Below are 24,699 nucleotides of genomic sequence, written 5' to 3'. Positions count from 1 at the left end.
GGGTGTCTCCCGAAGGTCGGAGTTAGCTGAAGAGGCGCCGTGCAAGCGGCGAGCCCGCCGCGAGATCACGCGCATCGAGCGTGTCGTAAAGCTGCTCGAGGTCGTTGCCGATGACGTCCATCGTCTCGTCGCGCAGCAACTGGCCGTCGCTGTCGGTCACCACGCCGTCCATCTCGCGTGCGAGCGTGGCAGCGGCTTCGCGCATGCGGCGGAACGGCTCTTCGGCGCGGTCGACCTGCGGCACGTCCAGGCTCAGGCTGAGCTCGCGGATGGCCGATTGCGCCGGGTCGTCGGCCAGCGCAGCCTGGGTGTCGAAGGCCAACCCGAGGATCGGCGGCAGGCCGATTTCGCCGGTCGGCAGCACCATGCGCCCCGGGATGATGCCGGCCACGAAGCCGAGTCGCGCGGCATTCTGCTGCACGTAGCCCGGGCTCCAGGCCGCATGCAGCGCGCGCAGCACGAAGCCGAGTTGCGCGTCGTGCGCACTGGCGAACTGGTCGAGCTCGCGGGCCCGCGCCACTTCGTCGAGCATCTCGGGAAACTCGGGCGAACCATTGACCGCATCGGCAAAGGCCTGCGCCTTGACCACGAACTCGGAGTACTCGATCTCGTTGAGCGCGCCCGTGCGGTTGGCCAGCTGCACGCCGACCTGGAACGCGCTGTAGCGCTGCCCAGCGACCGGTGGTTCCCATTGGGCGGTGTGCTCGTTGAGGCCTTCGATGGCGACCGGCTTGCTGCCCGCGCGCCGCGTCGGCGGCATGGCCGCGATGGCGGCGTCGCCCGAGGCAAGGCCATCCAGCGACACCGGGGCGATCACGTCGATCAGCGGGTCGAGCCCGCCGCGCCGCTCGCCGGTGGCGACCGGAACGCCGCTGGGCGCCGGCAGGTCAGGATCGAACAGGGGCTCGTGGCGATCGTGCGCCGAGCGCTGGTTCGGATCGACGTGCAGCATCGGCTCCACGCCGTCGCCCGACGACATCGAGCGTTCCACGTCGGCCAGCGCGGTATCCACCGCATCGGGCTGGCGCGGCGCATTGCGGCGCGACATCAGGGCTTCGTAGCCGACGACGGCCGCGAGAACGAGGCCTCCAAGAATGGAGAGAGCGAGAGTGAGATTGCTCATGCGCGCCGCCAGCCTCAGGCGGCCTCGACCATGGAAGCCGCAGCCTCCATGTCCACCGCGACGATGCGCGAAACGCCCTGCTCCTGCATCGTGACGCCGATCAACTGCTCGGCCATTTCCATGGCGATCTTGTTGTGGCTGATGAAGAGGAACTGGGTTTCGCGGCTCATGGCGGTCACGAGTTTGGCATAGCGCTCGGTGTTCGCGTCGTCCAGCGGCGCGTCCACTTCGTCCAGCAGGCAGAACGGCGCCGGGTTGAGCTGGAAGATGGCAAACACCAGCGCGATGGCCGTGAGCGCCTTCTCGCCGCCCGAGAGCAGGTGAATGGTCTGGTTCTTCTTGCCGGGCGGCTGCGCGAGCACCTGCACGCCGGCATCGAGGATTTCGTCGCCCGTCATCACCAGCCGCGCGTTGCCGCCGCCGAAGAGCTCGGGGAACATGCGGCTGAAGTGCTCGTTGACGATCTTGAAGGTGCCGCCAAGCAGGTCGCGCGTTTCGGCGTCGATCTTGCGGATGGCGTCTTCGAGCGTGCCGATGGCTTCGTTCAGGTCGGCCGACTGGGCATCGAGGAAGGTCTTGCGCTCGCTCGCGATTGCGAGTTCGTCGAGCGCGGCGAGGTTCACCGCGCCGAGTGCGACGACTTCGCGGTTGAGGCGGTCGATTTCGCTTTGCAGGCCGGTCAGGCGCACCTTGTCGGTCTCGATGGATTGCGCAATGGCTTCGAGGTCGGCGCCGGCGTCTTCCAGCAACTGCTGGTACTGCTCGACACCCAGGCGCGCGGCCTGTTCCTTGAGCTGGAATTCGGTGATGCGCTGACGCAGCGGATCGAGCTCGCGCTCCAGCTGCAGACGGCGCTCGTCGCTGGCGCGCAGCTTGAGCGTGAGGTCGTCGTACTGGCTGCGCGATGCGCCGAGCGCGGTTTCGCGTTCGAGCTTGAGCGACAGCGCGTCCTGCAGGCCAGCCTGCGCGGCGGCATCGGACAGGCGGCCCAGTTCGGCGCGGGCGCGCTCGTCTTCGTCGGTGAGCGCCACGGTCTGCTGCGATGCAGTCTCGATGGCGCGATTCAATTCGGCACGGCGCGCTTCGAGCGTGCGCTGCGAGAAGGTGGCCTCCTGCGCCTGGCGCTCCAGGCTGCGGTGCTGCTCGCGGCTGGCATTCAGCGCGCGGCCGGCTTCGATCACGCGCTCGTCGAGTTGGGCGTGGCGCTCCTGGCTATCGGCCAGTTGCATGTCAAGCTCTTCGAAGCGGCCTTCGGCGGCGACGCGCTTTTCCTGCAGTTCTTCGAGCTGCGCGTCGACTTCGCCGAGGTCGGACGCCAGCTGCTGGCTGCGCGCACGCGTCTGCTCGGCGAGCTGGGTCATGCGCAGGGTCTCGACCTGCAGTTCGTGGGCGCGCGACTGGGTGTCGGCGGCTTCACGACGCGCAGTCACGAGGCGTTGCGCCGCATCGCCGTAGGCGGCTTCGGCGCGGATCAACGCGGTGCGCGCTTCTTCATTGATGAGCGTCTGCGCGCGGAGCTGGCGCTCCAGGTTTTCCATTTCCTGCTGGCGGGCCAGGAGGCCGGCCTGCTCGGAATCGGGTGCGTAGAAGTTGACGCTGTGCGAGGACACGGCATGGCCGCTCTGCACATAGATGACTTCACCCGGCTGCAGCGTGGCGCGCTGCGCCAGTGCTTCTTCGAAACTCGCTGCGGTGTAGCAGCCGTGGAGCCAGTCGTTCAGCAAGGCTTGCTGGCCGGCATCGTTCAAACGCAACAGGCTCGACAGCCGGGGCAGCGTGGTCGTGACCTGCGGCGCACCGGCCGCAGGCGGGCTGTAGAACGCCAGCTTGGCCGGCGGCGCATCGTTGCCGAAGGCGCGGACCATGTCGAGCCGGCTGACTTCAAGCGCGCCCAGACGCTCGCGGAGAGCAGCTTCGAGCGCGCTCTCCCAGCCCTGCTCGATGTGGATGCGGCTCCACAGGCCCTGAAGGCCGTCGAGGCCATGCTTGGCGAGCCAGGGGGCCAGCTTGCCATCGGTCTTGACCTTCTCTTGCAACGCGCGCAACGCTTCGAGCCGCGCCGAGAACTCGGCGTGGCGCGCACCTTCGGTATTGACGGCCTGCTGCTTTGCGCGGCGGTCGTCGTCGAGCTGCGGCACGGCTTCCTGCAGTTCGTGCAGGCGGGCTTCGGCTTCGCTGGCGGTTTCCTGCGCCGCGGCGAGTTGCTCCTGCATGTCGAGCAGGCGGGCCTCGTCGGGTGCGGCCAGCGCGTTCTGGTCGGCGCGCAGGCGCTCGCTGCGCTGCGTGAGCTGGCGGCTCTGGTCTTCGATGTTGCGCTGGTCGGCGGCCAGCACCTGGATCTGCTGCTGCACCTGCGACACGGTCGTGCGCTGGGTGTTGGCCTCGTCCTGGGCGCGCTGCACGGCTTCTTCGAGCTCGGGCATGCGCGCGTCGTGTTCCTCGAGCTGGGCGGCCAGCAGGATCGCCTGCTCTTCGGCATCGACGCCCTTCCCGGCCAGCGTTTCGATCTCGGTCTCGGCCTCTTCGCGGCGCGTGCCCCACTGGCCCATCTGCTCGCGCAGTTGGACGAGCCGCTGCTCGACGCGTTGGCGGCCTTCGACCACGAAGCGGATCTCGCCTTCGAGCCGGCCGACTTCGGCGCTGGCCTCGTAGAGCTTGCCCTGCGCCTGGTTGACCTGGTCGCCGGCCGCGTAGTGGGCTTGGCGCACGGTCTCGAGTTCGGCTTCGATGTGGCGCAGGTCTGCGGTGCGCGATTCGAGGTCGTTGATCGCCTTTTCAGAATCGGACTTGATCTTGGCCTGGTCGGCATCGCTCTCACTGCGCTTGAGGAACCACAGCTGGTGCTGCTTCTTCGTGGCATCGCCCTGCAGCGTGTTGTAGCGCGCGGCCACCTCGGCCTGCTTCTCGAGCTTCTCGAGGTTGGCGTTGAGTTCGCGCAGGATGTCTTCGACGCGCGTGAGGTTCTCGCGCGTGTCGCCCAGGCGGTTTTCGGTCTCGCGGCGGCGCTCCTTGTACTTGGAGACGCCGGCTGCTTCCTCGAGGAACAGGCGCAGTTCCTCGGGCTTGGATTCGATGATCCTGCTGATCGTGCCCTGGCCGATGATGGCGTAGGCGCGCGGGCCGAGGCCGGTGCCCAGGAACACGTCCTGCACGTCGCGGCGGCGCACCGGCTGGTTGTTGATGTAGTAGCTGCTGGTGCCGTCGCGCGTGAGCACGCGCCGCACGGCGATTTCGCCGAACTGGTTCCACTGGCCGCCGGCGCGGTGGTCGGCGTTGTCGAACACCAGCTCGACGCTCGAACGGCTGGCCTGCTTGCGGGTGGTCGTGCCGTTGAAGATCACGTCCTGCATCGACTCGCCGCGCAGCTCCGAGGCGCGCGATTCGCCGAGCACCCAGCGCACCGCATCCATGATGTTCGACTTGCCGCAACCGTTGGGCCCGACCACGCCGACCAGTTGGCCCGGCAGCAGGAAGTTGGTGGGTTCGGCGAACGACTTGAAGCCCGAGAGCTTGATGGAATTGAGACGCACGACTTGTCGGCCTGCCTTGACATTAACGCCAAGGTATTGATTTGTAAGGAAAAATGCACGGGCCCGCAGCTTGAAGCGAGCCGCCGCCCCAGTCTTGGATGATAACGTCAGGGCATGAGTGTTTCTCCGGTTTTACCCCTTGCGGCACGCCGCACCTGCCTGCTGGCGGGCGCTGCCTCCTTGCTCGGCCTGGCGGGTTGCTCGTCGGTCCGTTCGACCGAGCGCGCCGAGCCCTATGCCAACCAGGAATGGCTGCAATCCGGCGCCAACCGCATCGCGAATCTCTCCCTGCGCGACAACCTGCAGTCGATTCGGCGTGTGCAGACCACGCTCTACAAACGCAACCCGCGGGAATGGCGCAAGTCGGCGGCGAGCATCGACGAGGCCAGCCAACGCGCCTGGGACGCGGTACTGAAAGGCCCCGACCTGCCCGAGTTGCGCGGCGCTACCGGCATCGAGGCCATCCGGCTGGCTTTCGAAACGGCGCCGCAGCCCTACCAGGGTGATCGCGTCGCGGCGCTGGTGTTTGGCTGGGCCTCGATGCTCAAGCAGGCCAACGGCGGCACCTGGGAGCAGACCATGATCGACGGCGTCGATGCCGAGAACAGCTACCGGGCCGCGCGCAATTTCGAGATATCGCTCTGGCTGATCTCCTCCAAGACCGCCCCCGACGGCCAGCCGCTGCTGCTGGCCACCGAGATCAGCGAGCGCGGCCGCAACCTTGTGGCCGACCGCGAACTGTCGAAGGTGGTGGCCCGGCTCGACCTGCTGGCCGCACAGGCCGACGAGAAATACCGCCGCGCGGCGCTTGATTTCGGGCAGAACTGGGTGATGGGCGTGGTCATGCCCTTCTTCACGATGCTGCCGAAATAGGCCTGCCGAACCGCATGAATTTGGAGGAAATATATTTCCTAAAATGCCATTTACGGTAATATATTTCCGTGAACAAGCAGGAACTCATCACCACCCTGGTCGCGCGGCGCGATGCCTCGGGCCTCTCGACCGCCGAGATTGCGCTGCGCTCGGGGCTCACCGAGCGCTCGGTGCGCAATGCCCTGAGCCTTCAGGGCAACCCACAGATGTCGTCGCTGCTCGCGCTGGTCGATGCGCTCGGACTGGAACTGCAGCTGGCACCCAAGGGCTTCGGCGAAACCGCAGCCACCGATCCCGGCTACCGCCCCGTCACCACCCGCGTAGGCCACGCGGTCGCGCAGGCGCCGGCCCCGCCGCCGTACACCACCACCAACAACAAGCGCCGCTCGCCATGAATGTCAAGATCCTTGAGATCTCGCTCGGCACGCGGCGCTTCGGCAAGCTCTTCCAGTACGCCGACCTGTGTCGTTTCGTGGCGGAACCCGAGCTGATCGCCGCGCCGCCACCAGAGGTGCTGTCCCTCTCGATGGTGGCGAGCGACCCCGCCACACAGGCCGCCCTCTGGAGCGACGTGAAGAATCCTCTCTTCAACGCCCAGGGCGGACAGCTCCCCCGCTTCTTCCAGAACCTGCTGCCCGAAGGCGTGCTGCGCAGCCACATCGCGCAACTCCGCGGCTGCCGGGAGAACGATCACTTCGAGCTGCTCGCGGCCTGCGGCGGCGATTTGCCCGGCGCGGTGAGCGCCAAGCCGGTGTCGGTGGACCGCGGCACGCTGCAGCGCCTCATCACCCAGGACCAGGACGCGCTCGAGATGTCCGTGGTCGAGCTGCCGATGCCGCAGGGCATCTCGGTCTCGGGCGTGCAGCCCAAGCTTGGCCTGCGTCGCCAGGGCGGGCGCTACGTGGCGCGCACGCGGGCCGGCGCGAGCACGCGCGTGATCGCCAAGCTGCCCGTGGCCGGGCGCCCGCACATGCCGCAGCTCGAAATGCTCTCGCTGCGGATGGCGGGCGCCGCGGGCGTCGAGGTGTGCGATGCTGAACTCGCGCCGCTCTCGGCCATCAAGGCCGAGCACAGCTACGCACTACCCGACGAACCCGACTTCCTGGCCGTCACACGCTTCGACCGCGACGGCGCACGCCGCATTCACTTCGAAGATTTCGCGCAGGTGCTCGCCGTGGACCCGATGCACAAGTACAGCGCGAGCTACCTCGACATGGCGCTCGCGATGCAGGCCTTCCCCTCGCTGGGCGAGGACGCGGTACTCGAGCTCGTGCGGCGCCTCGCGGTGAACGACCTGCTCGGCAACCCCGATGCCCACCTGAAGAACTTCGGCGTGCTGTATGCCGACGGCGTCGCGCCGCAGTTGGCGCCGGCCTACGACATCGTTGCGTACGCGGCGATCCAGGGCGTCGACGGCCATGCGCTTCCGCTCCTGCCGACGAACACCGCGGCGCCCAGGCGCACCGCCCTCTTCACACCCGCCAACGTGCGCGCCTTCTGTTTCTCGACCGGCCTGCACGAACCGCTGGTGCGGCGCGTGGTCGCCGACGCAGCACGGCTCGCGCGCAGCCTCTGGCCCGGGATGATCGACACATCGACGCTTCCCGCGCCATGGAAGAAACGGCTGCAGCAACGCTTGCAGGCACACCCCTTGCTGCAAGGCATGACCAAGCGCGGCAAATAGGCCAACAGAAAAACACGCCCCCTAGAATGATTCCGCCCTTCACCCCTCAACCCATTCGAGGCAGCAGCAACTCATGAGCTCCATCAATTTCATCGGCGGCGAAAAAGGCGGTGTCGGCAAGTCGGTCACGGCGCGCGTCCTGGCGCAGTACTTCATCGACCGCAGCCGCCCTTTCACCGGCTTCGACACCGACCGTTCGCACAGCTCGTTCACCCGCTTCTACGAAGGCTTCGCCTCGCCCGTCGTGGTCGACAGCTACGAGGGACTCGACACGGTCGTGAACGGCTTCGAAAGCAATCCCAAGCAAAGCGTGATCGTCGACTTGGCAGCCCAGACGCTGGCGCCGCTGTCGCGCTGGATCAAGGAATCGGACCTGTTCGACGTCTTCGCCGAGATCGGCGTCACGGTCAATTTCTGGCACGTGCTCGACGACGGCAAGGACTCCACCGACCTGCTCGGCTCGCTGATCGACACCTTCGGCAACCGCCCGAACTACATCGTGGTGCAGAACTACGGGCGCGGCAGCGATTTCGGAATGCTGCTGGCATCGCAGTCGCTCTCCAAGGCGAATGCGAACGGGGCGCGGGTCATTGCACTGCCGCGTCTGCACGAGGCCAGCATGCGCAAGATCGATGCGCAGAACACGAGCTTCTGGAAGGCTGTGAACGACCGCGAAGGCGCGCATGCCCTGGGCCTGCTGGAACGCCAGCGCGTGAAGTCGTGGCTGGCTACGGCTTACGCCGCGTTCGATACGCTGCCGCTGTAACGACCGGCCGCGGCCTCAGATCATCCCGCCGTTGATCGAGATCACCTGCCCGGTGATGTAGGCCGCCTCTTCGCTCGCCAGGAACGACGCCAGCGCGGCCACTTCCTGCGGCGTCCCCGCCCGCTTCACCGGCACCATCTGGTTGATGACCGCCGGATCGAACACCGCATCCGCCATCGGCGACGCGATGATCCCTGGCGCAATCGCATTGACAGTCACACCGCGCGACGCCACTTCGAGCGACAGCGCCTTGGTCGCGCTGTTGAGCGCGCCCTTGGCCGCGGCGTAGTTGACCTGCCCGCGGTTGCCCGTGATCGCGGACACCGACGAGATGTTCAGGATGCGCCCCCAGCGCGTGCGCATCATCGGCAGCAGCAACGGCTGCGTCACACGGAAAAAGCCGTTGAGCGACACGTCGATCACCTTGTGCCACTGATCCGCGCGCATGCCCGGCAGCACCGCATCGTCATGCACCCCGGCGTTGTTGACGAGGATCTGGACCGCCCCGCCTTCCAGGATGCGCGCGCACGCGGCGGCAGAGGCCTCATCGCTGCGCAGGTCGAACACATGGCATTCCGCCTTGCCGCCCGCCGCCGTGATCGAAGCTGCCAATTGCTCGACCGCTTCAGGCCGCGAGTTGGCGTGCAGCAGCACCGTCGCGCCATCGCGCGCGAACCGCTCGGCCATGGCCGCGCCGAGTGCGCCGCTGGCGCCGGTGATCAGCGCGCGTTTTCCTTCGAGACTCATGTTGCGGTGCTTTCTTATGTTGCGAGTGGCGTGTTCAGAACCACCACGGCCCGGCCCTCGGCCAATGTGCGGCCGTCGTCGGCGTTCACCGCGAATTCATAGAGGATCTGCCGCTCGTCGCCCGACAGGCGCCGGGCCTGCACGTGCAGTTCGCCCTCGACGTCGTCAAGCCGCGCGACGGCCAGCCGCACATTGCGCGCACTCGCCAGAAAACCGGCCGAGGGCGTGCTGCCTTCAGCAGCCAGCAAACCGCCATGCAGCGCCATCGCCTGCGCCGCGTATTCGATGGCATTCGGGGCCAGCAATCCGCCGGCCGTGCGCAGCGGGTTGTCCGCCAGCCTGTGGGTGGTCGTGCTGCAGTGGATCGCTTCCGCATCCCAGCCGTCGAGCCGCTCCAGCAGGCACATGCTGCCGCTGTGCGGGATGCGCTTGGCAATGCCCGCGCGGTCCAGCGTTTGCGGCGCCGTCAAGCGGCAGCCTCCAGGTCGGCCACCAGCAGCACGTTGGCGAACGGCGTGCCTTCGCTCATCGGAATGCTCTGCACGCGGAAACCCAGGCGCTGCAGCAGCGCCGTCCATTCGGCGAGCGGGCGGCCCCAGGTCGGCGAGACCTTGTGGCCGCGGATGCGCGTCACCGTGCGATCGACCCATTGGCTGATCGCGAAACCGCGCCGACTCGATGCATCGCCCACGCGCAGCAGCAAGCGGGCTTTCGGACTGCCGCCGCGCTGCAGCGCATCGCGCACGCGCGTCAACACGCCCTCTTGCGCCGCGAGGTCCACGTAATGCAGCACGTCGAGGATCACGACCAGGTCGCAGTCGGGCAAGGCGGCTGAACACATGTCGGCGCACACCAGGCGCGGCGTCGGCTGCAGGTGGCCGACCGACGCCTCGGCGCGCGCCACGTCCTTGGGCATCAGCTCGATGCCGGTGTAGTCCGCGGCGGCCGGCGTGGCGGCCCATGAAGCGGGCCAGCGGCCCTGCTGCTGCATCGCGCTCATCGAGGCCAGCAGGCTCACGAAGAGGCCTTGCCCGCAGCCGATATCGACCACGCGCCGATGCTGCGCGTCGATCAGCCCGCGTTCGAGCAGGCCACGGAACACCGGATCGCGCCCGAGCTTGCCGCGTGCGAACTGCCAGGCGAAGGTGCCGCCCTTCTTGTAGGGAACGGTCGCGGCTTCATGCAGCTCGCGCCACGCGTTGTCCGTCGATTGCGACGACATCACGGCGCTCATTCCTTCATTCCTTCGGGCAGGGTCACGGCGCGCAATCCATCGGCGCGCAGGCGTTCGAGCAACAAGGGCAATACCTCCAGCAAAACGGGTTTTCCTTCGGCGGTGCGCGCGGCGTTGCCGTCGTGCAGCAACAGGATGTCGCGGGCCTGCAGGTTGCGGGCGAGACGCGCCATCACCTTGGCGGGGTCGCCTTCGCGCGTGTCGAAACCGCGCCGCGTCCAGCTCACGAGCGAGAGGCCCAGGCGGTGCAGCACCGGTTCGAGAAAGGGGTTCCGCAGCCCGGCGGGCGCGCGGAAACAGGTCGGGCGCTGGCCGGTGACCTCGGTCAGGATGTCCTGCGCGCGCGCGATCTCGCTCGCAAAGCCGCGCGGCCCGAGGAACGAGAAGTTGTGCCGGTGCCGTGCCGTGTGGTTCTGGATGCTGTGGCCGCGCGCCACGATCTCGCGCGCCAGTTCCGGATGTGCCAGCACGCGTTCGGCGATGCAGAAGAAGGTGGCGCGCTGGCCGTGCGCGTCCAGCAGGTCGAGCACACGGGGCGTGACCTCGGGCTCCGGTCCGTCGTCGATGGTGATCGCCACTTCGCGGCGCCCTGCCGCCGCTTCGGGCAGCCGCGTGAGGTTGGGCCCCAGCAGGTTGCTGCGCGGCGTGAGACCGGCGCCGGTGATCAGCGCGTGGTTGAGCACGATCGCGCCAATGGCCCAGGGCCAGGCGCCCGGCACCAGCACGCCCGCGCCGATGGCCGCCACATGCCAGGCCGCGCTGGCGCGCATGGCCGGCGGCCAGGGCCAGGATTCGGGGGTGGCGGTTGCGGAGGACATGGCAGCGGATTTTCCCATCAGGTGCGCCGTTCGGACGGCGCCACATGCCGGGCGAATGCCGCCGACAGCAACAGCGCCAGCAACGCCCCCGGCGCGACCACGCGACCGATTGACGACAACGCCGGGATATCCGATATCGCAATCAAGCCGAATGACACCACCGTCGTCAGATTCGCCAGCATCAGCGAAGCCAGCGTGTCTTCATCCGCCCGCCCGGTCGTACGCAGCTGATCGAAGAACAGCGCGTAGTTCGAGCCCACCGCCACGATCAGCAGCAGCCCCACCAGGTGCAGGATGCCGAGCGCGGCCTGCGCGAGCGCCATGCCGCCCAACGTGAGCATCACCGCAAACACCAGCGGCTGGCACACGGCCAGCAACCGGCGCCACGACCGCAAATAGATGCCGAGCAGCACCACCACCGCCAGCGCGCCAAGCAGCACCTGCACGAAGGCCTCGTGCAGATAGCGCTGGTACAGGCTCGCGAGTTCGCGGCCGACATCGACCACCTGCACGTCGGTCGTGCCCGCGAGCGCGGCTTCGAGCCGGCCCTGGTCGAATTTCGGGCCGGGGTGCAGCACGAGCAGCGTCGCCCATCCGCCGCCCGGGCGCTGGTACATCAGCGTGTTCAGCACGGAGCCCAGCGGCCCGCCGGCCAGGTCGGCGCGCTGCACGGGCGATTGCTTGCGCGCCGCCTCCACGTCGGCCAGGAACGGCCCGAGCCGCGAAGCCGGCAGCGGCAGGCCCTTCGTCGCTTCGGCGAGGCTGGCTTGCAGCGTGGCCGCGTCGGGCAGGCTCGCGATGCGTGCACGCTGCGCCGCCGCGCTGGGCAGCACGCGCGTGACGGCCTCGTAGCCGACGAGTTCGCCCGTGTCGACCAGCGCATCGAGCTTCGCGGCGGCCGCTTCGGTGTTCTGCAGCGCCGCCTGATCGTCGTCGCCGTAGGCCACCACCAGCACGCCGCCATCGCTTGCACCGATGTCGTTGCGCAGCATCTCGTCGAGCTGCTGGGCCGACTTGGGCACCGGACTCATCGCGCCCAAATCGGCGCGCCAGAGGTGCCCGCCCTGCCACAGCACCAGCCCGAGCGCAGCCACACCGAGCGCGGCCAGCGGCCAGCGCAGGCGCGGCAGGCCGCGCACCAGCATGCCGGCGACCTGCGCCATGTACTTGCGCATGCCCATGCCAGTCGCCCCATCGGGTGCGAGCATGGGCAGCACATAGCGCGTGGCCAGCGCGGCAGCCACCAAGCCGGCAATGGAGAACACGCCCAACTGCGCAAGCCCCGGGAAGCCCGAGAACACCAGCGCCGCGAAACCGCACACCGAGGTGAGCAGCCCGAGCCGCACGGTGGGCCAGTTGAGGTCGCGCCAGCGCTGCCAGCCGGTGCCTGCCACGGCGGCCCCGCGCGCCTGGATCAGGTAATAGATGGCGTAGTCCACCGTCTCACCGATCAGCGTGCTGCCGAAACCCAGCGTGAGGCCGTGCACCGAGCCGAACACCAGGCTCACGCTCGCGGTGCCGATCACCACGCCCGTCGCCACCGGCAGGAAAGCGATGAGCAGCGCGCGCGGCGAGGCGAAGGCCAGCAGCAGCAGTGCGCCCATCACGATGCCGCCGACGATCGCGAGGTGGATGGCTTCGGTCTTGATCTTGTCGCGGCTCATCACCGAGAACACCGGCGGGCCGCTCAGCAGCAGCTTGGGCTTGGCCTCGCCCATCTCGCGCGTGGCGGCCTCGAAGGCGGCATGCACCTTCGCGATGGCCACCGCTTGCGCGTCAAGGTCGCTGCCGGCGGCGCGCGTGGTGGCGATCATCAGCGCGCGCGGCGCGGTGCGCGACATCCACACGCCGTCTTCGCTGCGCGGCGCGCTCGCCGGCACCAGTTCCATGGCGATGCGCTGCGTCTCGCCGGTCGGATCGCGGTCGAGGAAGGGCTTGATCACATTGCCGGCCGGCGTGCCGAGCATCGACAGCGTCTCGTTGATCGCGTCGCGCAGGCCCTCGGCCGTGAACTGCCCGGGCGTGACGCCGGGCGACAACTGGTAGCGGTGCTGGAACACCCAGGTGCCGGCTTCGCTCCAGTCGCCGACATCGCCGTTCTGGATCAGGTCGAAGAGCTGGCTCTCGCGCATGGCCTTCGCCGTGGCACGCGACACCGTGGCGCGTTGCTCGGCGCTGCCGCCTTCAATGCCCAGCATCAGCGTGCGCGAGGCGACGCCGCTTTGCAGCTGCTCGATCAGCACGCGCTGGCGCAGGTCGGGGCTCTTGGGCAGAAACGCCGAGAGATCGGCGCCGATCTGCGTGCGCGCGATGACGAATGCGCCGCACAGCAGCACCAGCAGCCACGCCAGCAGCACGACCGCCCTGCGCTGCCAGCTCGGCGGGCCGCCCGCCTGCGGCGCCGTCGCGGCAGTCACGCGAGTCACGGTGTGGTGCGTCCGGCCGCGCCGGACGGGGCCGCGTTGGTGGATGCCGCGGCGGCCGGTGCCGGCGCGTTCGGCGAGATGTTCATCACCGAGCGGTCACCGCCGACGAACTCCATCTCCAGCCCCAGCACGTCGCTGGCGCGGCCGGTGATGCGGATGCTGCGCACCTGCGCGGCGAGCCGGCTGTCCATGGGTGTCAGGTCGAGCGTCCACTTGGCCGGCGCACCCGTCACCGCGCTCTTGAAGTAGCGCTGCAGCGTCGCGCCGTCGCCGCTCAGCGTGCCGCGCATGGCTTCGACCAGGCCGAGCAGCTCGGGCATGCTGTCCAGCGCCAGCGTGCGGTTGCGGCCGCCGCGCGAAAGCGTGAGCGTGTTGCCGTCGACCGCCATGGTCTCGATGCGCGGCGACAGCGTGCGGCGCACGAGCTTGTCGGGTGCGTCGAAGCTCAGCGTGCCGCTCGCATCGAGCGGACCTTCCAGGCCGTGCACGAAGCGCTGTTCGGTGAAGCGGGCCTCGCCGCTCTTCTGCTTGGCCAACAGGCCCATCAACTCAGGCAGGTCGAACGCCCACGCCGGGGCGGCACAGAACGCCAATGCCAACAGGAACACCCTGCAAAGCCGGTCAAGCCGCATCTTCGAGCCAGAAATCATGAAAGTTGAACCAGTTGTACGGATAAGCGCGGCACAGCGCCTCCAGGCGTGCGACGTAGGCCTCGACCGCGGCACGGATGCGCCGCTCGCGGTCCGCGGCGTCGACCGCCGGCTCGGCGAAGTCGGCCAGCGGATCGAACCGAACATCGTAGCGAGCGCCGCCGCCATAAAGACCGGCCATGAAGAACACCTTGCGGCGCAGCAGGGCCGCGAGCCGGAACGGCCCGTCGTTGAAGGTGGCAGGTTGACCGAGAAACGGCAGCACGATGTTGTTGCCGCGGTGGTGCGAGGGTTGGTCTTCGCTGCCCGGCAGGGTGCGGTCGGCCAGCATGCCGCCCAGGCCACCGTCGTCGAGCCAGTCGCGCAGCGCGAGCATCGAATTCGGCCGGCCGAGCGCGATCACGTGGGGCCGCATCTCGGGCACCGCGATGTTGTTGAGGATGGAGGTGATGCGCTGCGCGTTGTCCGGGTACATCAGCATCGCCAGGCGCAGACCCTTCTGGTGCCTTTGATTCTTGCAAGCGCCCATGACCTCGAAGCTGCCCACGTGCGCGCCGAGCAGGAAAGCGCCCCGCCCTTCGGCCGCCTCGGTTTCGAGCGGGACATTGCCTTCGATCGTCAGCTTGAAGAGATCCATGCGCCCGCGCAGGAAGTACACCCGGTCGAGCACCGTCGAGGAGAACGCGTGCAGCAGCCGATAGCCATCGACCCAGCCCGCATGCGGGCCGATGGCCCTGAACAGGTAGCGCTTGATCTGCCGGCGCGGCGCCGGCGCGAACAACAGGAAGTAAAGACTGATCGGCGGCAGCAGCAGCCGCGTGACGTGGCGCCCGCACACCAGGGCCATCAGGCAGATGAAGCGCAGCGCCAGCATGTTGCTGCGCTCGGGCGCCCGGGTCCAGCCGCTCTTTTGTTGCGCAGACTGCGCGGCCTCGTTGACGGCGCGCGTTTCGACGGCTGTGTGCTTCATCGGGCCGACTCTTGCACAGCCGTCCAGCGGCCGCTGACAGCCACCACGCCGTCGCAACGCACGTCGAAACGTACGCCGCGGCCCGCACCGGCTTCCGGATGCAGTTCGATGGAGAGCGCGCTCCCGGGCCGCACGGGCGCGAGGAACTTGGCCGCCGCGAGCGTCGGGCTCACTCCAAGACGCGCGACCAGCGCCGGCACGCGCTGGATGGCTTCCATCACCTCGGCCAGCACCAGCGCACCGGGCAACAGCGGCTGGCCGGGGAAATGGCCAGCGAAGGAAGGATGGTCGACGGGCACGGTGTGGGCGATCTTCACCGGCGTGTCGTCTTCAGCGAGCTGCGCCAGCGCGAACTCGCGCAGCGCCCGCACCGTGAGCTTGCCGGTGCCTTCACGCGGAAAAGACTTCACCTGCACCACGCGCCGCGGCACGAACACCGCCTCGAGGCGCTGCCGCAGCGCGGCAATGATCGCGCCCGAAGTCAACGTCGGCGCGACCACGAAGGCCACCGGCCGCACCACGCCGTCGGCCACCTCGTCGGGCAGCCAGAACGCGCCGTCGTCAACGCCGGGAATGCTGTTCAGGTGGTAGTTCAGGTGCGCCAGCGAACTGCGCCGGCCGGCCACGTGAATCAGGTCGTTCGCGCGGCCGAACAGGCGAAAGCGCCGGTCGTCGAGCAGTTCGAGCACGTCGGCCATGGGCGTGGGCTCGGGCAGGAAGTCGCCCTCGAAGATGAAGCGCTCGGGCCCATCGGCCTCGCCAGGCTCTGCATGCACGCGGATCTGGCCGAAGTTTTCCCAGATCTCGCTGTCGGTCGTGCGGCGCGTGGCGACCTGGCCCGATTCGGTGCTGCCGTAGATTTCGAGCAGCACCGCACCCATGGCCTGCTCGGCCTGGAGCGCGAGCTGCGGCGACAACGGCGCGGTGGCCGAGAGGATCAGATCCACCGGCGGCAGCGCGATGCCCGACAGCAGCAGCGTCTTCAAATGGAACGGCGTGGTCACCAGCGCGCGCGGGCGCGGCACCGAGGCCAGCGTCTGTGCCACGTCGGCCGGAAAGAAAGGCCGTCCGCTTTCGAAAGCGGCGCCGCCCAGCATCGCCAGCAGCACCGACGATTCGAGCCCGTAGCTGTGCTGCACCGGCACGGTCGCGACCAGCGTCAGGCCTTCGAGCGTGGGGCGCTCGAGCACGCGGCAGAGCCGCTCGACCGCGACAGCCACATCGCCCACCAGCGTGCGCCAGGTCTTGGCATGCGGCTGCGGCGCGCCGGTGGAGCCCGAGGTGAGCAGGCTGGCGGCGTGCATCGCGCCGTCGAATGCGGGCACGGTGGCGCTCGCATTCCCTTCGAGGCTGGAGCGGTCTTCGATCAGCACGCGCTGCATGCCCGGCGTCTGAAGCTTCGTGTCGTCGGTGAGCGCGAAAAGCCGGGTGCCATGGCTTTCGACCAGCCGCGCCAGCGTGTCGGGCCGCGCATCGGGCGGCAGCAAGCTCGCATGGCCGCGCATAAGCGCGGCGCCAAGGCTCACGGCAAAGGCATAGCGGTCGACGCACAGGTTGACCGCGGGGCCTTCGGCCGGCAGCACCGGCGCGAAGCGGGCCACATCGGCCAGGAACTGGCGGGTGCTCACGGGCACGCCGGCGCGCCAGGCCAGGGGGGCGTCGGGGTCGCGGTCCGCGAGCAGGGGCAGGAAGTGGGAGTCTGTCGTCACGCGGGCTGCGCCTGTGTCACCGGGGGCCGGCGCCGTTGTCGATCGTCGAGGTGCCGTAGAAAGCGCGCACCGCATCAACGAGCCGGGTGCGCTCGAATTCGGGGTGCAGCTTGTACCGCACCAGGTGCTCGCCCACGAAAAGCAGCGCCACCGTGAGCGGCGACAGCACATTGGCCAGCAGCGACCAGGCCGAGAACGGCATCGTCAGGTAGACCACGATCGACGACACGACCACCACCGCGAAATACACGGTCCAGACCTGCGTGAGATGCGTCGTGTAGGACAGCATGTGCCCCTTGAGCGGATGCACGCGCTGCGCGAACTGCGTGATCAGCGGCAGCCCGCGGCCGCGCAGCGTGGAGCCGAACCAGCCGCACAGCGCGCCGTTGATGCCCACGTGCTGCAGCACATAGAGACGGTTCGGATCGCCCGCTTCACCCAGGAAGACCAGCGAGAAGCCGCCGATACCCAGTGCCAGCACCACGGCAAAGCCCCAGCGGCCGAACCAGCTGGCCGCCATGCCCATGGCCGCGAGCCAGAGCGGCCCCAGAAGCACCACCACCGCCCACGGCTCGGTAGCGTGGAACAGGGTCATCCAGTGAGAGAGGCCGGCATAGGCCACTCCCACCAGCAGCAGGAGCGCCAGTCGCCATCGTGACATGGGTCAGGAAGCGCTGCGGTGCTGGGCGACGTGGGTCGCGAGCGTGCGCAGCGACTGGAAGATCTGCTGGTTGCGTTCGTCGTCCGAACGCAGCTGGAAACCGTAGCGCCGCGAGACTTCGAGCGCGACTTCGAGGATGTCGATGGAGTCAAGGCCCAAACCTTCGCCGTACAGCGGCTCGGTGGGGACGATGTCCTCGGGCGCAACCTCGAGATTGAGGGCGTTCACGAGCAGCACGGCGAGTTCTTTTTCGATCGGCGACTGTTCTGACGCATCGCCAGTGGCGGGAATGGGGGGCTGAGCAGTCGATGACAAAAAAACCTCCTGAAAACTTTTTCCTGAACCTATCGTGCGGCGGTGGATTATAGGAGTGCCGCTTGATTAGACTGCCCGCTTCGATACGACCCGGAGCACCCCATGGCAGACCCCCTTCTGATCGCCCGCCACGACAGCATCGAGTGCGCCCTCCTCCCCAGCCTCGCCAACCGCCACGGCCTGATCACCGGCGCCACCGGCACCGGCAAGACGGTCACCCTGCAGACCATCGCCGAGAAGCTCTCCAGCATCGGCGTGCCGGTGTTCATGGCCGACGTCAAGGGCGACCTGACCGGCATCAGCCAGAAAGGCGCCGTCGGCGACAAGCTGGCCGCCACGCTCAAGGAACGCGGCATCGACGTGCCCGAGCCCTCCGCCTGCCCCGTCACGCTCTGGGACGTGTTCGGCGAACAGGGCCACCCGGTGCGGGCCACGGTGTCCGACATGGGCCCGCTGCTGCTGGGCCGCATGCTCGATGTGAACGAAACCCAGGCCGGCGTGCTGAACCTGGTGTTCAAGATCGCCGACGACAACGGCATGCTCCTGCTCGACCTGAAGGACCTGCGCGCCATGCTGCAGTACGTGGGCGAGAACTCCAGCCAGTTCACCACCCAGTACGGCAACATCAGCGCCGCCAGCGTGGGCGCCATCCAGCGCGGCCTGCTGCAGATCGAGACCCAGGGCGGCGACAAGTTCTTCGGCGAACCGATGCTCAACATCGCCGACTTCATGCAGACCGTGGGCGGCAAGGGCGTGGTCAACGTGCTGGCGGCCGACAAGCTGATGAACTCGCCGCGCCTGTACGCGACCTTCCTGCTCTGGATGCTGTCGGAGCTGTTCGAGCAGCTGCCCGAAATCGGCGACCCCGACCAGCCCAAGCTGGTCTTCTTCTTCGACGAGGCCCACCTGCTTTTCAACGAGGCGCCCAAGGCGCTGGTCGAGCGCATCGAGCTCGTGGTGCGCCTCGTGCGTTCCAAGGGCGTGGGCGTGTATTTCGTCACCCAGAACCCGCTGGACATTCCCGACACGGTGCTGGCCCAGCTCGGCAACCGCGTGCAGCATGCGCTGCGCGCCTTCACCCCGCGCGACCAGAAGGCCGTGAAGGCGGCCGCCAGCACGATGCGCCAGAAGCCGGGCCTCGACATCGAGACCGCCATCACCGAACTCGCCGTCGGCGAAGCGCTGGTGAGCTTCCTCGATGAAAAAGGCCGTCCGAGCGTGACCGAGCGCGTGTTCGTGCTGCCGCCGGGCAGCCAGCTCGGCCCGATCACGCCTGACCAGCGCAAGGCATTGATCGCCAACTCGCTCGTCGCCGGCGTGTACGAGAAGACCGTGGACCGCGAATCGGCCTACGAAAAGCTCAAGGGCCGCGCCGAGTCCGCGCCCGATGCACCCGCAGCCGGCGCACCGGCGGGCAAGGCCGGCACCGAGGAGGCCGGCTCCGGCATGGGCGGCATGCTCAACGACATGATCTTCGGCAGCACCGGCCCGCGCGGTGGCAAGCGCGACGGCCTGGTGCAGACCATGGCCAAGTCGGCGGTGCGCACCATGGGCACCTCGGTGGGCAAGGAAATCCTGCGCGGCGTGCTCGGCGGCATCTTCGGCAGCAAGAAGCGCTGAAGCCGACAACGGCACACACGCGGCGACCCGCATGTCCACCAGCAAGCTGCCGGACAAGGAGGTCAGCGAATTCTGGGAGCGCTGCATCTGGCCGCGCGTACTCACGCAAAGCGAGCGCGAGGTGGTCTACAAGGCGCTCTTCACGCGCGAGCACGGTCCGGGCGAATTCGTCTGCCAGCGCAACGAGATCGCCGACAGCTGGATCGGCGTGATCCGCGGCTTTCTCCGTGTGCAGGACACCTCGGCCGACGGCAAGCCGGTGATGTTCACCGGCGTGGCCACCGGCGGCTGGATCGGCGAAGGCTCGCTGCTCAAGGTCGAGCAGCGCAAGTACGAGATCGCCGCCACGCGCCCCACCACCACGCTGCACCTGCCGCGCGACACCTTCGCGTGGCTGCTGGACCGCAGTGTTCCCTTCAACCACTTCATGCTGTCGCACCTGAACGAGCGGCTGAGCCAGTTCATCGCCACGGTGAAGTTCGACCGGCTGCTGGAGCCCACCGCCCGCGTGGCGCGCGGCATCGCGAGCCTGTTCCATCCGGTGCTCTACCCGAACACCGACGCCACGCTGCAGATCAGCCAGGAAGAAATCGGCTGGATGGTCGGCGTGTCGCGCCAGCGGGTGAACGCGGCGCTGCACGAGCTCGAAGCGGCCCAGCTCATCAAGACGGGCTACGGCTACATCAACGTGCTCGACAGGCAGCGCCTGTCGAGGTTTCCGAACAACCAGCCCGGTTGAGGGCTGCCAACTCGGAACGTCAGAACGCCACGGACACCGGCGCGGCCGGCATGTCCTGCCCGCCGGGGCCGTTGCGGAAGGTGGTCGGCGTCCACGGCACCTGCCCCACGCCCGGCTTGCTCCAGTTGCACACGCCATCGGGGAAGGTCGCCTGCAAGCGAACCTGCTGGCCGCCCGTGAAGCGGATGCCGGCGTAGTCGGCCGATGCGAAGTCGATCGGCTTCAACTGGCACTTGAAAACGTCTTCCGACAGCGGCCCGCCGGACACGATGCGCACCGACTCGTAAGGCCTCACCGGGCACGCGGAGGTGGTGAAGCCGACGTCCACCAACTCGGCCGTGGTCATGCCCGCGGTCGCGATGCAGGAATCGACTGCGTCGGAGGGCTTGTTCTTCACGACCTTCTTTTCCTTCGCGTCGCTCGATGCGTCGGCCTCCATGGCGCTCAGCCAGCGGTCCATCATCAGGAAGGCCTGCTTGGTGAGCGCGACGCCGGTGCCGGCCGCGCTTGCCAGCACCACGTGGTTGTCGTGCCCGCCGTTGCCCGCATCCAGCCGTGCGCGCTGCTCGAAGGTGCGCCAGGCCATGTGGATGTCGGCGCCCAGCTCGGGCCGCAGGTCGATGATCGGCACCTTCGCGAGGTTCTTCGCGTAGCTGACGAGGCCGCTGCGGTAGAGCGCGGTCATGGCGCTGGTCTGCGCCCGGGCGCGCACTGCGGGAATGACGGCCTTGTCGCCCGTCCAGACCATGTCCGCGTCCCAGCTGCCGATGCCTTCGTTGAGCGCCACGAACTCTTCGGGCGTGATGGCGCCGGAGCGCAGCGCCTTCAACCCGTACTGCACGCCCGCGTTGTCGTACGGCAGGTTGGGCACGGTGTTGCCGTTGAGCTGGGTGGTGCCGAGGATCGCGGTCATCACGTCGTGGATGGTGCAGCGCACGCCATTGGGCCGCAGCACCGGGTCGTACACCAGCGCCGCCGGAAAGCCCGGTCCGCAGTTGGTGGACTGCACCGGGTTCTGCGGCGCGAGGAACGAATAGACCCAGCTGGTGCAGTAGTCGGCCGTCGGATGGCCCTCGATGGCGGCCCTTGCCGCCTGCGACAGGCCGGTGCCCGGACCGGTGCCGTAGTAGCGCCAGAGATTGCCGCAGTCGCGCGTCTCGATCCAGGTCGTGACCGCATCGGGGTAGCTGTAGCCGGTCTGCAGGCCATCGAGCAGGCCCGGCATCACCGAGGCCGGCACGGTCTGCATCATCGAGCCGCCCGAGCCGCCGTCGGACATGGTGAAGCGGATCTCGCCGTAGGTGTCGACGATGTGCTCCTTGACCATCATGATGTTCTCGGTCGCCAGGAACTCGTTGTTGTTGTCGTTGTGGTTCGTGAGCTGCGAATTGACCGTCATGAAGCCGGCGCGCAACGCGTTGTCGTCGAACAGCGCCGTGCCCGGGTTCTGCTGGAAGCGGTTGCCCGAGGCCGAGGCGCCCATCTTCCAGAGCACCTTGCCGTTCCAGCCCTTCTGCGGCTCCCACGGTGTCCAGGGCTTGGCGGGGTCGAAGTACACCGCCACCTGGTATTCGCTGCGGCCCATGGTGCCGAGTTCCACGCGCAGCAGGGCCTTCACCGTGTCGCCGCGGTCGGTGGTGAAGTTCGCGATGTCTGCGTCCTTCGGGCGCTTGGTGGGGTCGTACTGCAGGAAGCAGGCGTAGGGGCCGAAGGGCTGCTGGCCGCAGTCGGTGCCCTCCTTGGCCTTGGGCTGGTAGTAGTAGGTGTAGATGGTGGGCGCGTTGCAGTCGGCGTCGACGGGGTCGGCATCGAGGCCGCTCACCTGCGTCGTCACGCTCGCCGACAGGCCGGTGCCGGGCACCGCGACCGTTGCAACCGAACCGGCCTTCGTCGCGCAGATCCACGGCTGGACCGGCGTGCCCGCGAAGATGTTGCCGCCGCGGCCGAAGTTCTCGATGGCGAGCTTCGCGCCGGTCTTCGTGGACTTGAGCGTGGCGGTGAGCGTGTTGCTGCCCACGCGAAGGCCAGTGACTGTGCCGAGCACGCGGCCGTTCGCGCGCAGGGCGAAGGCGGAAGAGACGTCCTTGCCGTCGAGGTCCACGGCGAGATCGAGCGCGCTCTTGCCCTCGGGCAGCACGATCTCGATGTAGGCATCGCCGTCGCTGATCATGTCGGCGCGGTTCGACAGCGTGCGGATCTTCAGCTCGCCAACCGCCGACACCGGAGGTCCGCCAGGCGGGTTGGTCGTGGGCGGCGCGTTGCCCGATGGCGGCACGATCGGCACGAAGCCGCTGCCACCTCCCCCGTCGCCGCCGCAGTTGATGAGGGAAGCCAACACACACAGGCCCAGGACCCTGAGCCCCGCTCGGTAAATGTCTCGCATCGCGTCTCCTTCGTTATTTGAGGAAAAAGGCGACGCGATTCCACTACTTTCGTTTTCTGCGGACTGTTATGGGAACGACATTTCAGCCCCGACTAGGGTTTGTCCCACGAGGGGACATCGAAGGGCTACCAGCGCAGCAGGCGCGGACCCAGCGCGGCACCGACCAGCACCGGCACCGCGATCCCGCTCACGTACCAGACCGCCAGGAACGGCGCGGTGAGCTCCATGCAATGCAGCGCGTAGACCGCAGCGCCGACACCGCCCGCGAGCGCACCTGCCGCGGCGCCCGCCAGCGCGGGCTGTGTGGGCGCGAGCCCCCTGAGCGCCACCAGCGTGGCGACAAAGACCGGCAGCGCCATCAGCCCGATGCTCGCCGCGCAGATGCGCCACGACTGCCCCATCAGCGACGGCATCTGGTCTTCAGCCGGCATGGTGAACCACGCGACGACGGCCAGCGCCCAGACCACGAGCACCGGCAACACCGCGCCGGCCCATGCATGCCGCACCTCGACGCCGGGCCGCGCGAGCCGCTGCACCATCACGAAGCCGGCCGCCGCAATGCACAGCGGGAACAGCACCTTGACCCAGAACATCGGCCAGAACATGGCCTGCACCAGGTCGCGCCGCAATCCGTACTCGACAAACAGGACGACGAAGGACAGCGGCACGCCGACCAGCAGCGCCAGCCAGAGCCGCCGGCTCGTCGCGCGGCGCGGCACAGCGACGGGGCCGTTCGCCAGCATCGCGACCAGGTCGTCGGTCTTCATGCAGCAGCACTCCAGTTGTGGCCGAAGCGCGCGGCCAGCGCCTTGAGCCCGCGGTGGATGCCGACCTTCACCGCCGACTCCGACATGCCTGTGAGGCTCGCGGTCTCGGCGACCGAGAGGCCCTCGATCTTCACGTGCACGATCGGCAGGCGCTGGCGTTCGGGCAGCGTTTCGAGCAGGCCGCCCAGGTCGCGCCTTGCGTCGCTGGCCTCGGTGGCCGACTCGGCGAACACCGCGAGGTCGTCGTCCAGCGGGTCATGCAGGTCTTCGCGGACCGACTTGGCGCGCAAGAGGTCGATCATCTTGTAGCGCGCAATGGCGTGCACCCAGGCCGTCAACGGCTGGTCGCTCTGGTAGGTGTGGCGCTGGTTGTGCATGGCGAGCAGGCATTCCTGGACGAGGTCTTCCACTTCATCGGGCCAGCCAAAGAGGCGCTTGCCCAGAAAGGCGCGCAGGTGCGCGCTGAGTTTCTGCAGGAATTCGCGGTAGGCCTTCGCGTCGCCATCGAGGCCCCGAAGGAACAGGCTCCGCAGCGCCGCTTCCGCGTCGCTCATCTGCATCCTGCTGCCTTCAGTGGTTCGTGCCATCGGGCTGGCTGGTTACAGCCTGGTCGAAAAATAGTGCGTTGGATTGTGCCGTGCCAGGGAAAGTGCCAGCGCCCGCAAGCCCTTCGGCTAAGCTGCGCCGATGTTCAGCGGACTCGTCTCGCACCCCTGGGCCTACCCGGCGCTGGAGGTGGTGCATATCGTCGGCATCGCACTGCTGTTCGGCGGGCTCTTCGTGTTCGAGCTGCGCGCCCTCGGCGTGGGGCGCGAGTTGCCCGCGCCGCTGCTGGCGCGCATGACGCTGCGCCCCGCCCTCGCCGGCTTCGGCCTGTGCGCGGTCACCGGGCTCACAATGTTCTCCGGCCAGCCCGACGAGCTGCTCGCCAACAATGCCTTTCGCATCAAGATGCTGCTGATCGCCCTGGCCGGCGCCAACGCGGTGCTGTTCCACTTCCGCAGCGGCGTTGCGGCCCTGGACCGGTTCGCCAGGGTGCAATGCCTTCTGTCCTTGGGGTTTTGGCTCGCTGTCATCATCTGCGGGCGCTGGATCGCCTACCTCTGAACTGCCTGAAATCTAGGAGACCGAGATGATGCAAAGACGCCTCTTCGTTGCCGGTTCGATGAGCCTCGCATTGCCTGCCTGGGCCCACCATGGATGGAGCAGCTTCGACCAGGAGCGCCCGCTGTACCTGGAGGGACGCGCGACCAAGGTCATGTGGCGCAACCCGCACGGCGAACTGGAGCTCGAGCTGCCCGAAAACCCCACGCTGCCCGCCGACCTGAAGCAACGTGCATTGCCGAAGCAGTCGACGTCCGTCGACGGCCCCGCGCTCCTGGCCAAGGCGCAATTGCCGACGCGGCGCGACCGCAAATGGCAGATCGAGCTGGCGCCCCTCACGCGCCTGCAGGCCTGGGGCGTGGAAGAGATCAAGCCCGGCACCCAGGTGGGCGTGCTCGGCTTCACCTTCACCGGCGAGAAAGGCGATGCGGTGCTGCGCGCCGAATACCTGTTCGTCGGTGGCAAGACCTACGGCCTGCGCTCCTCGCCGGCCTGAGCATCACGCTCGTTTGGCGAATGCGGGGCATGGTCCGCCCCGGCTTGCCAGCCGCACGCGTGATCGGTACATTGCATTTTTTGA

Annotated in this window: 23 protein-coding genes; 8 read left to right on the top strand and 15 right to left on the bottom strand. The window is 68.1% G+C overall.

Annotation, left to right across the window (positions count from 1 at the left end; all coding sequences use genetic code 11):
* Window positions 1-22: 22 nt before the first annotated feature.
* Both NU688_RS06405 and smc read right to left on the bottom strand, forming a co-directional pair.
* Complete coding sequence (locus NU688_RS06405; protein WP_257859692.1) at window positions 23-1,123, bottom strand: cell division protein ZipA C-terminal FtsZ-binding domain-containing protein; 1,101 nt, start codon at window positions 1,121-1,123, stop codon at window positions 23-25.
* Window positions 1,124-1,137: 14 nt separating this feature from the next.
* Complete coding sequence (smc, locus tag NU688_RS06400) at window positions 1,138-4,653, bottom strand: chromosome segregation protein SMC (protein WP_257859690.1); 3,516 nt, start codon at window positions 4,651-4,653, stop codon at window positions 1,138-1,140.
* Window positions 4,654-4,767: 114 nt separating this feature from the next.
* Here smc and NU688_RS06395 point away from each other — a divergent pair, with 114 nt between their 5' ends.
* The 4 genes from NU688_RS06395 (at window position 4,768) to NU688_RS06380 (ending at window position 7,976) form a co-directional block, all read left to right on the top strand.
* Complete coding sequence (locus NU688_RS06395) at window positions 4,768-5,526, top strand: hypothetical protein (RefSeq protein ID WP_257859689.1); 759 nt, start codon at window positions 4,768-4,770, stop codon at window positions 5,524-5,526.
* Window positions 5,527-5,594: 68 nt separating this feature from the next.
* On the top strand, window positions 5,595-5,921 hold the full coding sequence (locus NU688_RS06390) for a transcriptional regulator (protein ID WP_257859688.1): 327 nt from the start codon (window positions 5,595-5,597) through the stop codon (window positions 5,919-5,921).
* Window positions 5,918-7,210: a type II toxin-antitoxin system HipA family toxin gene (locus NU688_RS06385; RefSeq protein ID WP_257859687.1), complete on the top strand. Its 1,293-nt coding sequence runs from the start codon at window positions 5,918-5,920 to the stop codon at window positions 7,208-7,210. The genes NU688_RS06390 and NU688_RS06385 overlap by 4 nt, the downstream gene beginning before the upstream one ends.
* 73 nt (window positions 7,211-7,283) lie before the next feature.
* Entirely contained in the window at window positions 7,284-7,976 is a 693-nt protein-coding gene (locus NU688_RS06380) for a mobilization protein (protein ID WP_257859685.1), read from the top strand.
* 15 nt (window positions 7,977-7,991) lie between these two features.
* Here NU688_RS06380 and fabG read toward each other — a convergent pair whose 3' ends face one another.
* From fabG to NU688_RS06330, 10 genes are read right to left on the bottom strand one after another with little or no spacing between them, the layout of a single operon-like run.
* Entirely contained in the window at window positions 7,992-8,723 is a 732-nt protein-coding gene (gene fabG / locus NU688_RS06375; RefSeq protein WP_257859684.1) for a 3-oxoacyl-ACP reductase FabG, read from the bottom strand.
* Window positions 8,724-8,737: 14 nt separating this feature from the next.
* On the bottom strand, window positions 8,738-9,193 hold the full coding sequence (locus tag NU688_RS06370; protein WP_257859683.1) for a hydroxymyristoyl-ACP dehydratase: 456 nt from the start codon (window positions 9,191-9,193) through the stop codon (window positions 8,738-8,740).
* Window positions 9,190-9,957, bottom strand: a complete 768-nt coding sequence (locus NU688_RS06365) for a class I SAM-dependent methyltransferase (RefSeq protein ID WP_257859682.1) — start codon at window positions 9,955-9,957, stop codon at window positions 9,190-9,192. The genes NU688_RS06370 and NU688_RS06365 overlap by 4 nt, the downstream gene beginning before the upstream one ends.
* Window positions 9,954-10,793, bottom strand: a complete 840-nt coding sequence (locus NU688_RS06360; protein ID WP_257859680.1) for a polysaccharide deacetylase family protein — start codon at window positions 10,791-10,793, stop codon at window positions 9,954-9,956. The genes NU688_RS06365 and NU688_RS06360 overlap by 4 nt, the downstream gene beginning before the upstream one ends.
* Window positions 10,793-13,201, bottom strand: coding sequence for an MMPL family transporter (locus NU688_RS06355; RefSeq protein WP_257859678.1), 2,409 nt, complete (start codon window positions 13,199-13,201; stop codon window positions 10,793-10,795). Before NU688_RS06355 ends, NU688_RS06360 begins: the two co-directional genes overlap by 1 nt.
* Window positions 13,198-13,851, bottom strand: a complete 654-nt coding sequence (locus tag NU688_RS06350) for an outer membrane lipoprotein carrier protein LolA (RefSeq protein WP_257859677.1) — start codon at window positions 13,849-13,851, stop codon at window positions 13,198-13,200. Before NU688_RS06350 ends, NU688_RS06355 begins: the two co-directional genes overlap by 4 nt.
* A complete protein-coding gene (locus tag NU688_RS06345) occupies window positions 13,823-14,821 on the bottom strand; it encodes an acyl-CoA synthetase (protein WP_257859675.1) in 999 nt (332 codons plus the stop codon). The genes NU688_RS06350 and NU688_RS06345 overlap by 29 nt, the downstream gene beginning before the upstream one ends.
* Window positions 14,818-16,530 (bottom strand): AMP-binding protein, encoded by a 1,713-nt coding sequence (locus NU688_RS06340; protein WP_257859674.1) that lies wholly within the window; start codon window positions 16,528-16,530, stop codon window positions 14,818-14,820. The genes NU688_RS06345 and NU688_RS06340 overlap by 4 nt, the downstream gene beginning before the upstream one ends.
* Window positions 16,531-16,546: 16 nt before the next feature.
* On the bottom strand, window positions 16,547-17,191 hold the full coding sequence (locus tag NU688_RS06335; RefSeq protein ID WP_257859673.1) for a hypothetical protein: 645 nt from the start codon (window positions 17,189-17,191) through the stop codon (window positions 16,547-16,549).
* Window positions 17,192-17,194: 3 nt separating this feature from the next.
* Window positions 17,195-17,506 carry a phosphopantetheine-binding protein gene (locus tag NU688_RS06330; protein ID WP_176657581.1) on the bottom strand — a complete coding sequence of 104 codons (312 nt, stop codon included), beginning with the start codon at window positions 17,504-17,506 and terminating at the stop codon, window positions 17,195-17,197.
* A gap of 102 nt (window positions 17,507-17,608) precedes the next feature.
* On the opposite strand from NU688_RS06330, the gene NU688_RS06325 reads away from it, so the two are divergent.
* Both NU688_RS06325 and NU688_RS06320 read left to right on the top strand, forming a co-directional pair.
* Window positions 17,609-19,126, top strand: coding sequence for a helicase HerA-like C-terminal domain-containing protein (locus tag NU688_RS06325; RefSeq protein WP_257859672.1), 1,518 nt, complete (start codon window positions 17,609-17,611; stop codon window positions 19,124-19,126).
* Between the two features lie 31 nt (window positions 19,127-19,157).
* Window positions 19,158-19,865: a Crp/Fnr family transcriptional regulator gene (locus NU688_RS06320; RefSeq protein WP_257859671.1), complete on the top strand. Its 708-nt coding sequence runs from the start codon at window positions 19,158-19,160 to the stop codon at window positions 19,863-19,865.
* A 19-nt stretch (window positions 19,866-19,884) separates the two neighbouring features.
* Here NU688_RS06320 and NU688_RS06315 read toward each other — a convergent pair whose 3' ends face one another.
* The 3 genes from NU688_RS06315 to NU688_RS06305 form a co-directional block, all read right to left on the bottom strand.
* Entirely contained in the window at window positions 19,885-22,248 is a 2,364-nt protein-coding gene (locus NU688_RS06315; RefSeq protein WP_257859670.1) for a DUF6351 family protein, read from the bottom strand.
* 125 nt (window positions 22,249-22,373) lie between these two features.
* Entirely contained in the window at window positions 22,374-23,015 is a 642-nt protein-coding gene (locus NU688_RS06310) for a DUF1109 domain-containing protein (protein ID WP_257859669.1), read from the bottom strand.
* Window positions 23,012-23,602, bottom strand: coding sequence for a sigma-70 family RNA polymerase sigma factor (locus NU688_RS06305; RefSeq protein WP_257859668.1), 591 nt, complete (start codon window positions 23,600-23,602; stop codon window positions 23,012-23,014). Before NU688_RS06305 ends, NU688_RS06310 begins: the two co-directional genes overlap by 4 nt.
* A 100-nt stretch (window positions 23,603-23,702) precedes the next feature.
* On the opposite strand from NU688_RS06305, the gene NU688_RS06300 reads away from it, so the two are divergent.
* On the top strand, window positions 23,703-24,122 hold the full coding sequence (locus NU688_RS06300) for a hypothetical protein (protein ID WP_257859667.1): 420 nt from the start codon (window positions 23,703-23,705) through the stop codon (window positions 24,120-24,122).
* Between the two features lie 25 nt (window positions 24,123-24,147).
* The gene (locus NU688_RS06295) at window positions 24,148-24,615 is read left to right on the top strand and encodes a DUF6152 family protein (protein WP_257859665.1); all 468 of its coding nucleotides are present in this window, start codon (window positions 24,148-24,150) and stop codon (window positions 24,613-24,615) included.
* Window positions 24,616-24,699 lie beyond the last annotated feature (84 nt).

Origin of the sequence: Variovorax sp. ZS18.2.2 (genome assembly GCF_024701975.1) — a bacterium.
GTDB lineage: Bacteria > Pseudomonadota > Gammaproteobacteria > Burkholderiales > Burkholderiaceae_C > Variovorax.
Note: the sequence above shows the minus strand (reverse complement) of the source record. Positions and strands in the feature narration are given on the sequence as shown.

Coding starts and splice junctions, on each gene's coding strand:
- NU688_RS06405 (WP_257859692.1), bottom strand. CDS start 1,123: ATGAGCAATCTCACTCTCGCTCTCTCCATTCTTGGAGGCCTCGTTCTC.
- NU688_RS06395 (WP_257859689.1), top strand. CDS start 4,768: ATGAGTGTTTCTCCGGTTTTACCCCTTGCGGCACGCCGCACCTGCCTG.
- NU688_RS06385 (WP_257859687.1), top strand. CDS start 5,918: ATGAATGTCAAGATCCTTGAGATCTCGCTCGGCACGCGGCGCTTCGGC.
- NU688_RS06380 (WP_257859685.1), top strand. CDS start 7,284: ATGAGCTCCATCAATTTCATCGGCGGCGAAAAAGGCGGTGTCGGCAAG.
- fabG (WP_257859684.1), bottom strand. CDS start 8,723: ATGAGTCTCGAAGGAAAACGCGCGCTGATCACCGGCGCCAGCGGCGCA.
- NU688_RS06365 (WP_257859682.1), bottom strand. CDS start 9,957: ATGAGCGCCGTGATGTCGTCGCAATCGACGGACAACGCGTGGCGCGAG.
- NU688_RS06360 (WP_257859680.1), bottom strand. CDS start 10,793: ATGGGAAAATCCGCTGCCATGTCCTCCGCAACCGCCACCCCCGAATCC.
- NU688_RS06350 (WP_257859677.1), bottom strand. CDS start 13,851: ATGATTTCTGGCTCGAAGATGCGGCTTGACCGGCTTTGCAGGGTGTTC.
- NU688_RS06345 (WP_257859675.1), bottom strand. CDS start 14,821: ATGAAGCACACAGCCGTCGAAACGCGCGCCGTCAACGAGGCCGCGCAG.
- NU688_RS06335 (WP_257859673.1), bottom strand. CDS start 17,191: ATGTCACGATGGCGACTGGCGCTCCTGCTGCTGGTGGGAGTGGCCTAT.
- NU688_RS06325 (WP_257859672.1), top strand. CDS start 17,609: ATGGCAGACCCCCTTCTGATCGCCCGCCACGACAGCATCGAGTGCGCC.
- NU688_RS06320 (WP_257859671.1), top strand. CDS start 19,158: ATGTCCACCAGCAAGCTGCCGGACAAGGAGGTCAGCGAATTCTGGGAG.
- NU688_RS06315 (WP_257859670.1), bottom strand. CDS start 22,248: ATGCGAGACATTTACCGAGCGGGGCTCAGGGTCCTGGGCCTGTGTGTG.
- NU688_RS06310 (WP_257859669.1), bottom strand. CDS start 23,015: ATGAAGACCGACGACCTGGTCGCGATGCTGGCGAACGGCCCCGTCGCT.
- NU688_RS06305 (WP_257859668.1), bottom strand. CDS start 23,602: ATGGCACGAACCACTGAAGGCAGCAGGATGCAGATGAGCGACGCGGAA.
- NU688_RS06300 (WP_257859667.1), top strand. CDS start 23,703: ATGTTCAGCGGACTCGTCTCGCACCCCTGGGCCTACCCGGCGCTGGAG.
- NU688_RS06295 (WP_257859665.1), top strand. CDS start 24,148: ATGATGCAAAGACGCCTCTTCGTTGCCGGTTCGATGAGCCTCGCATTG.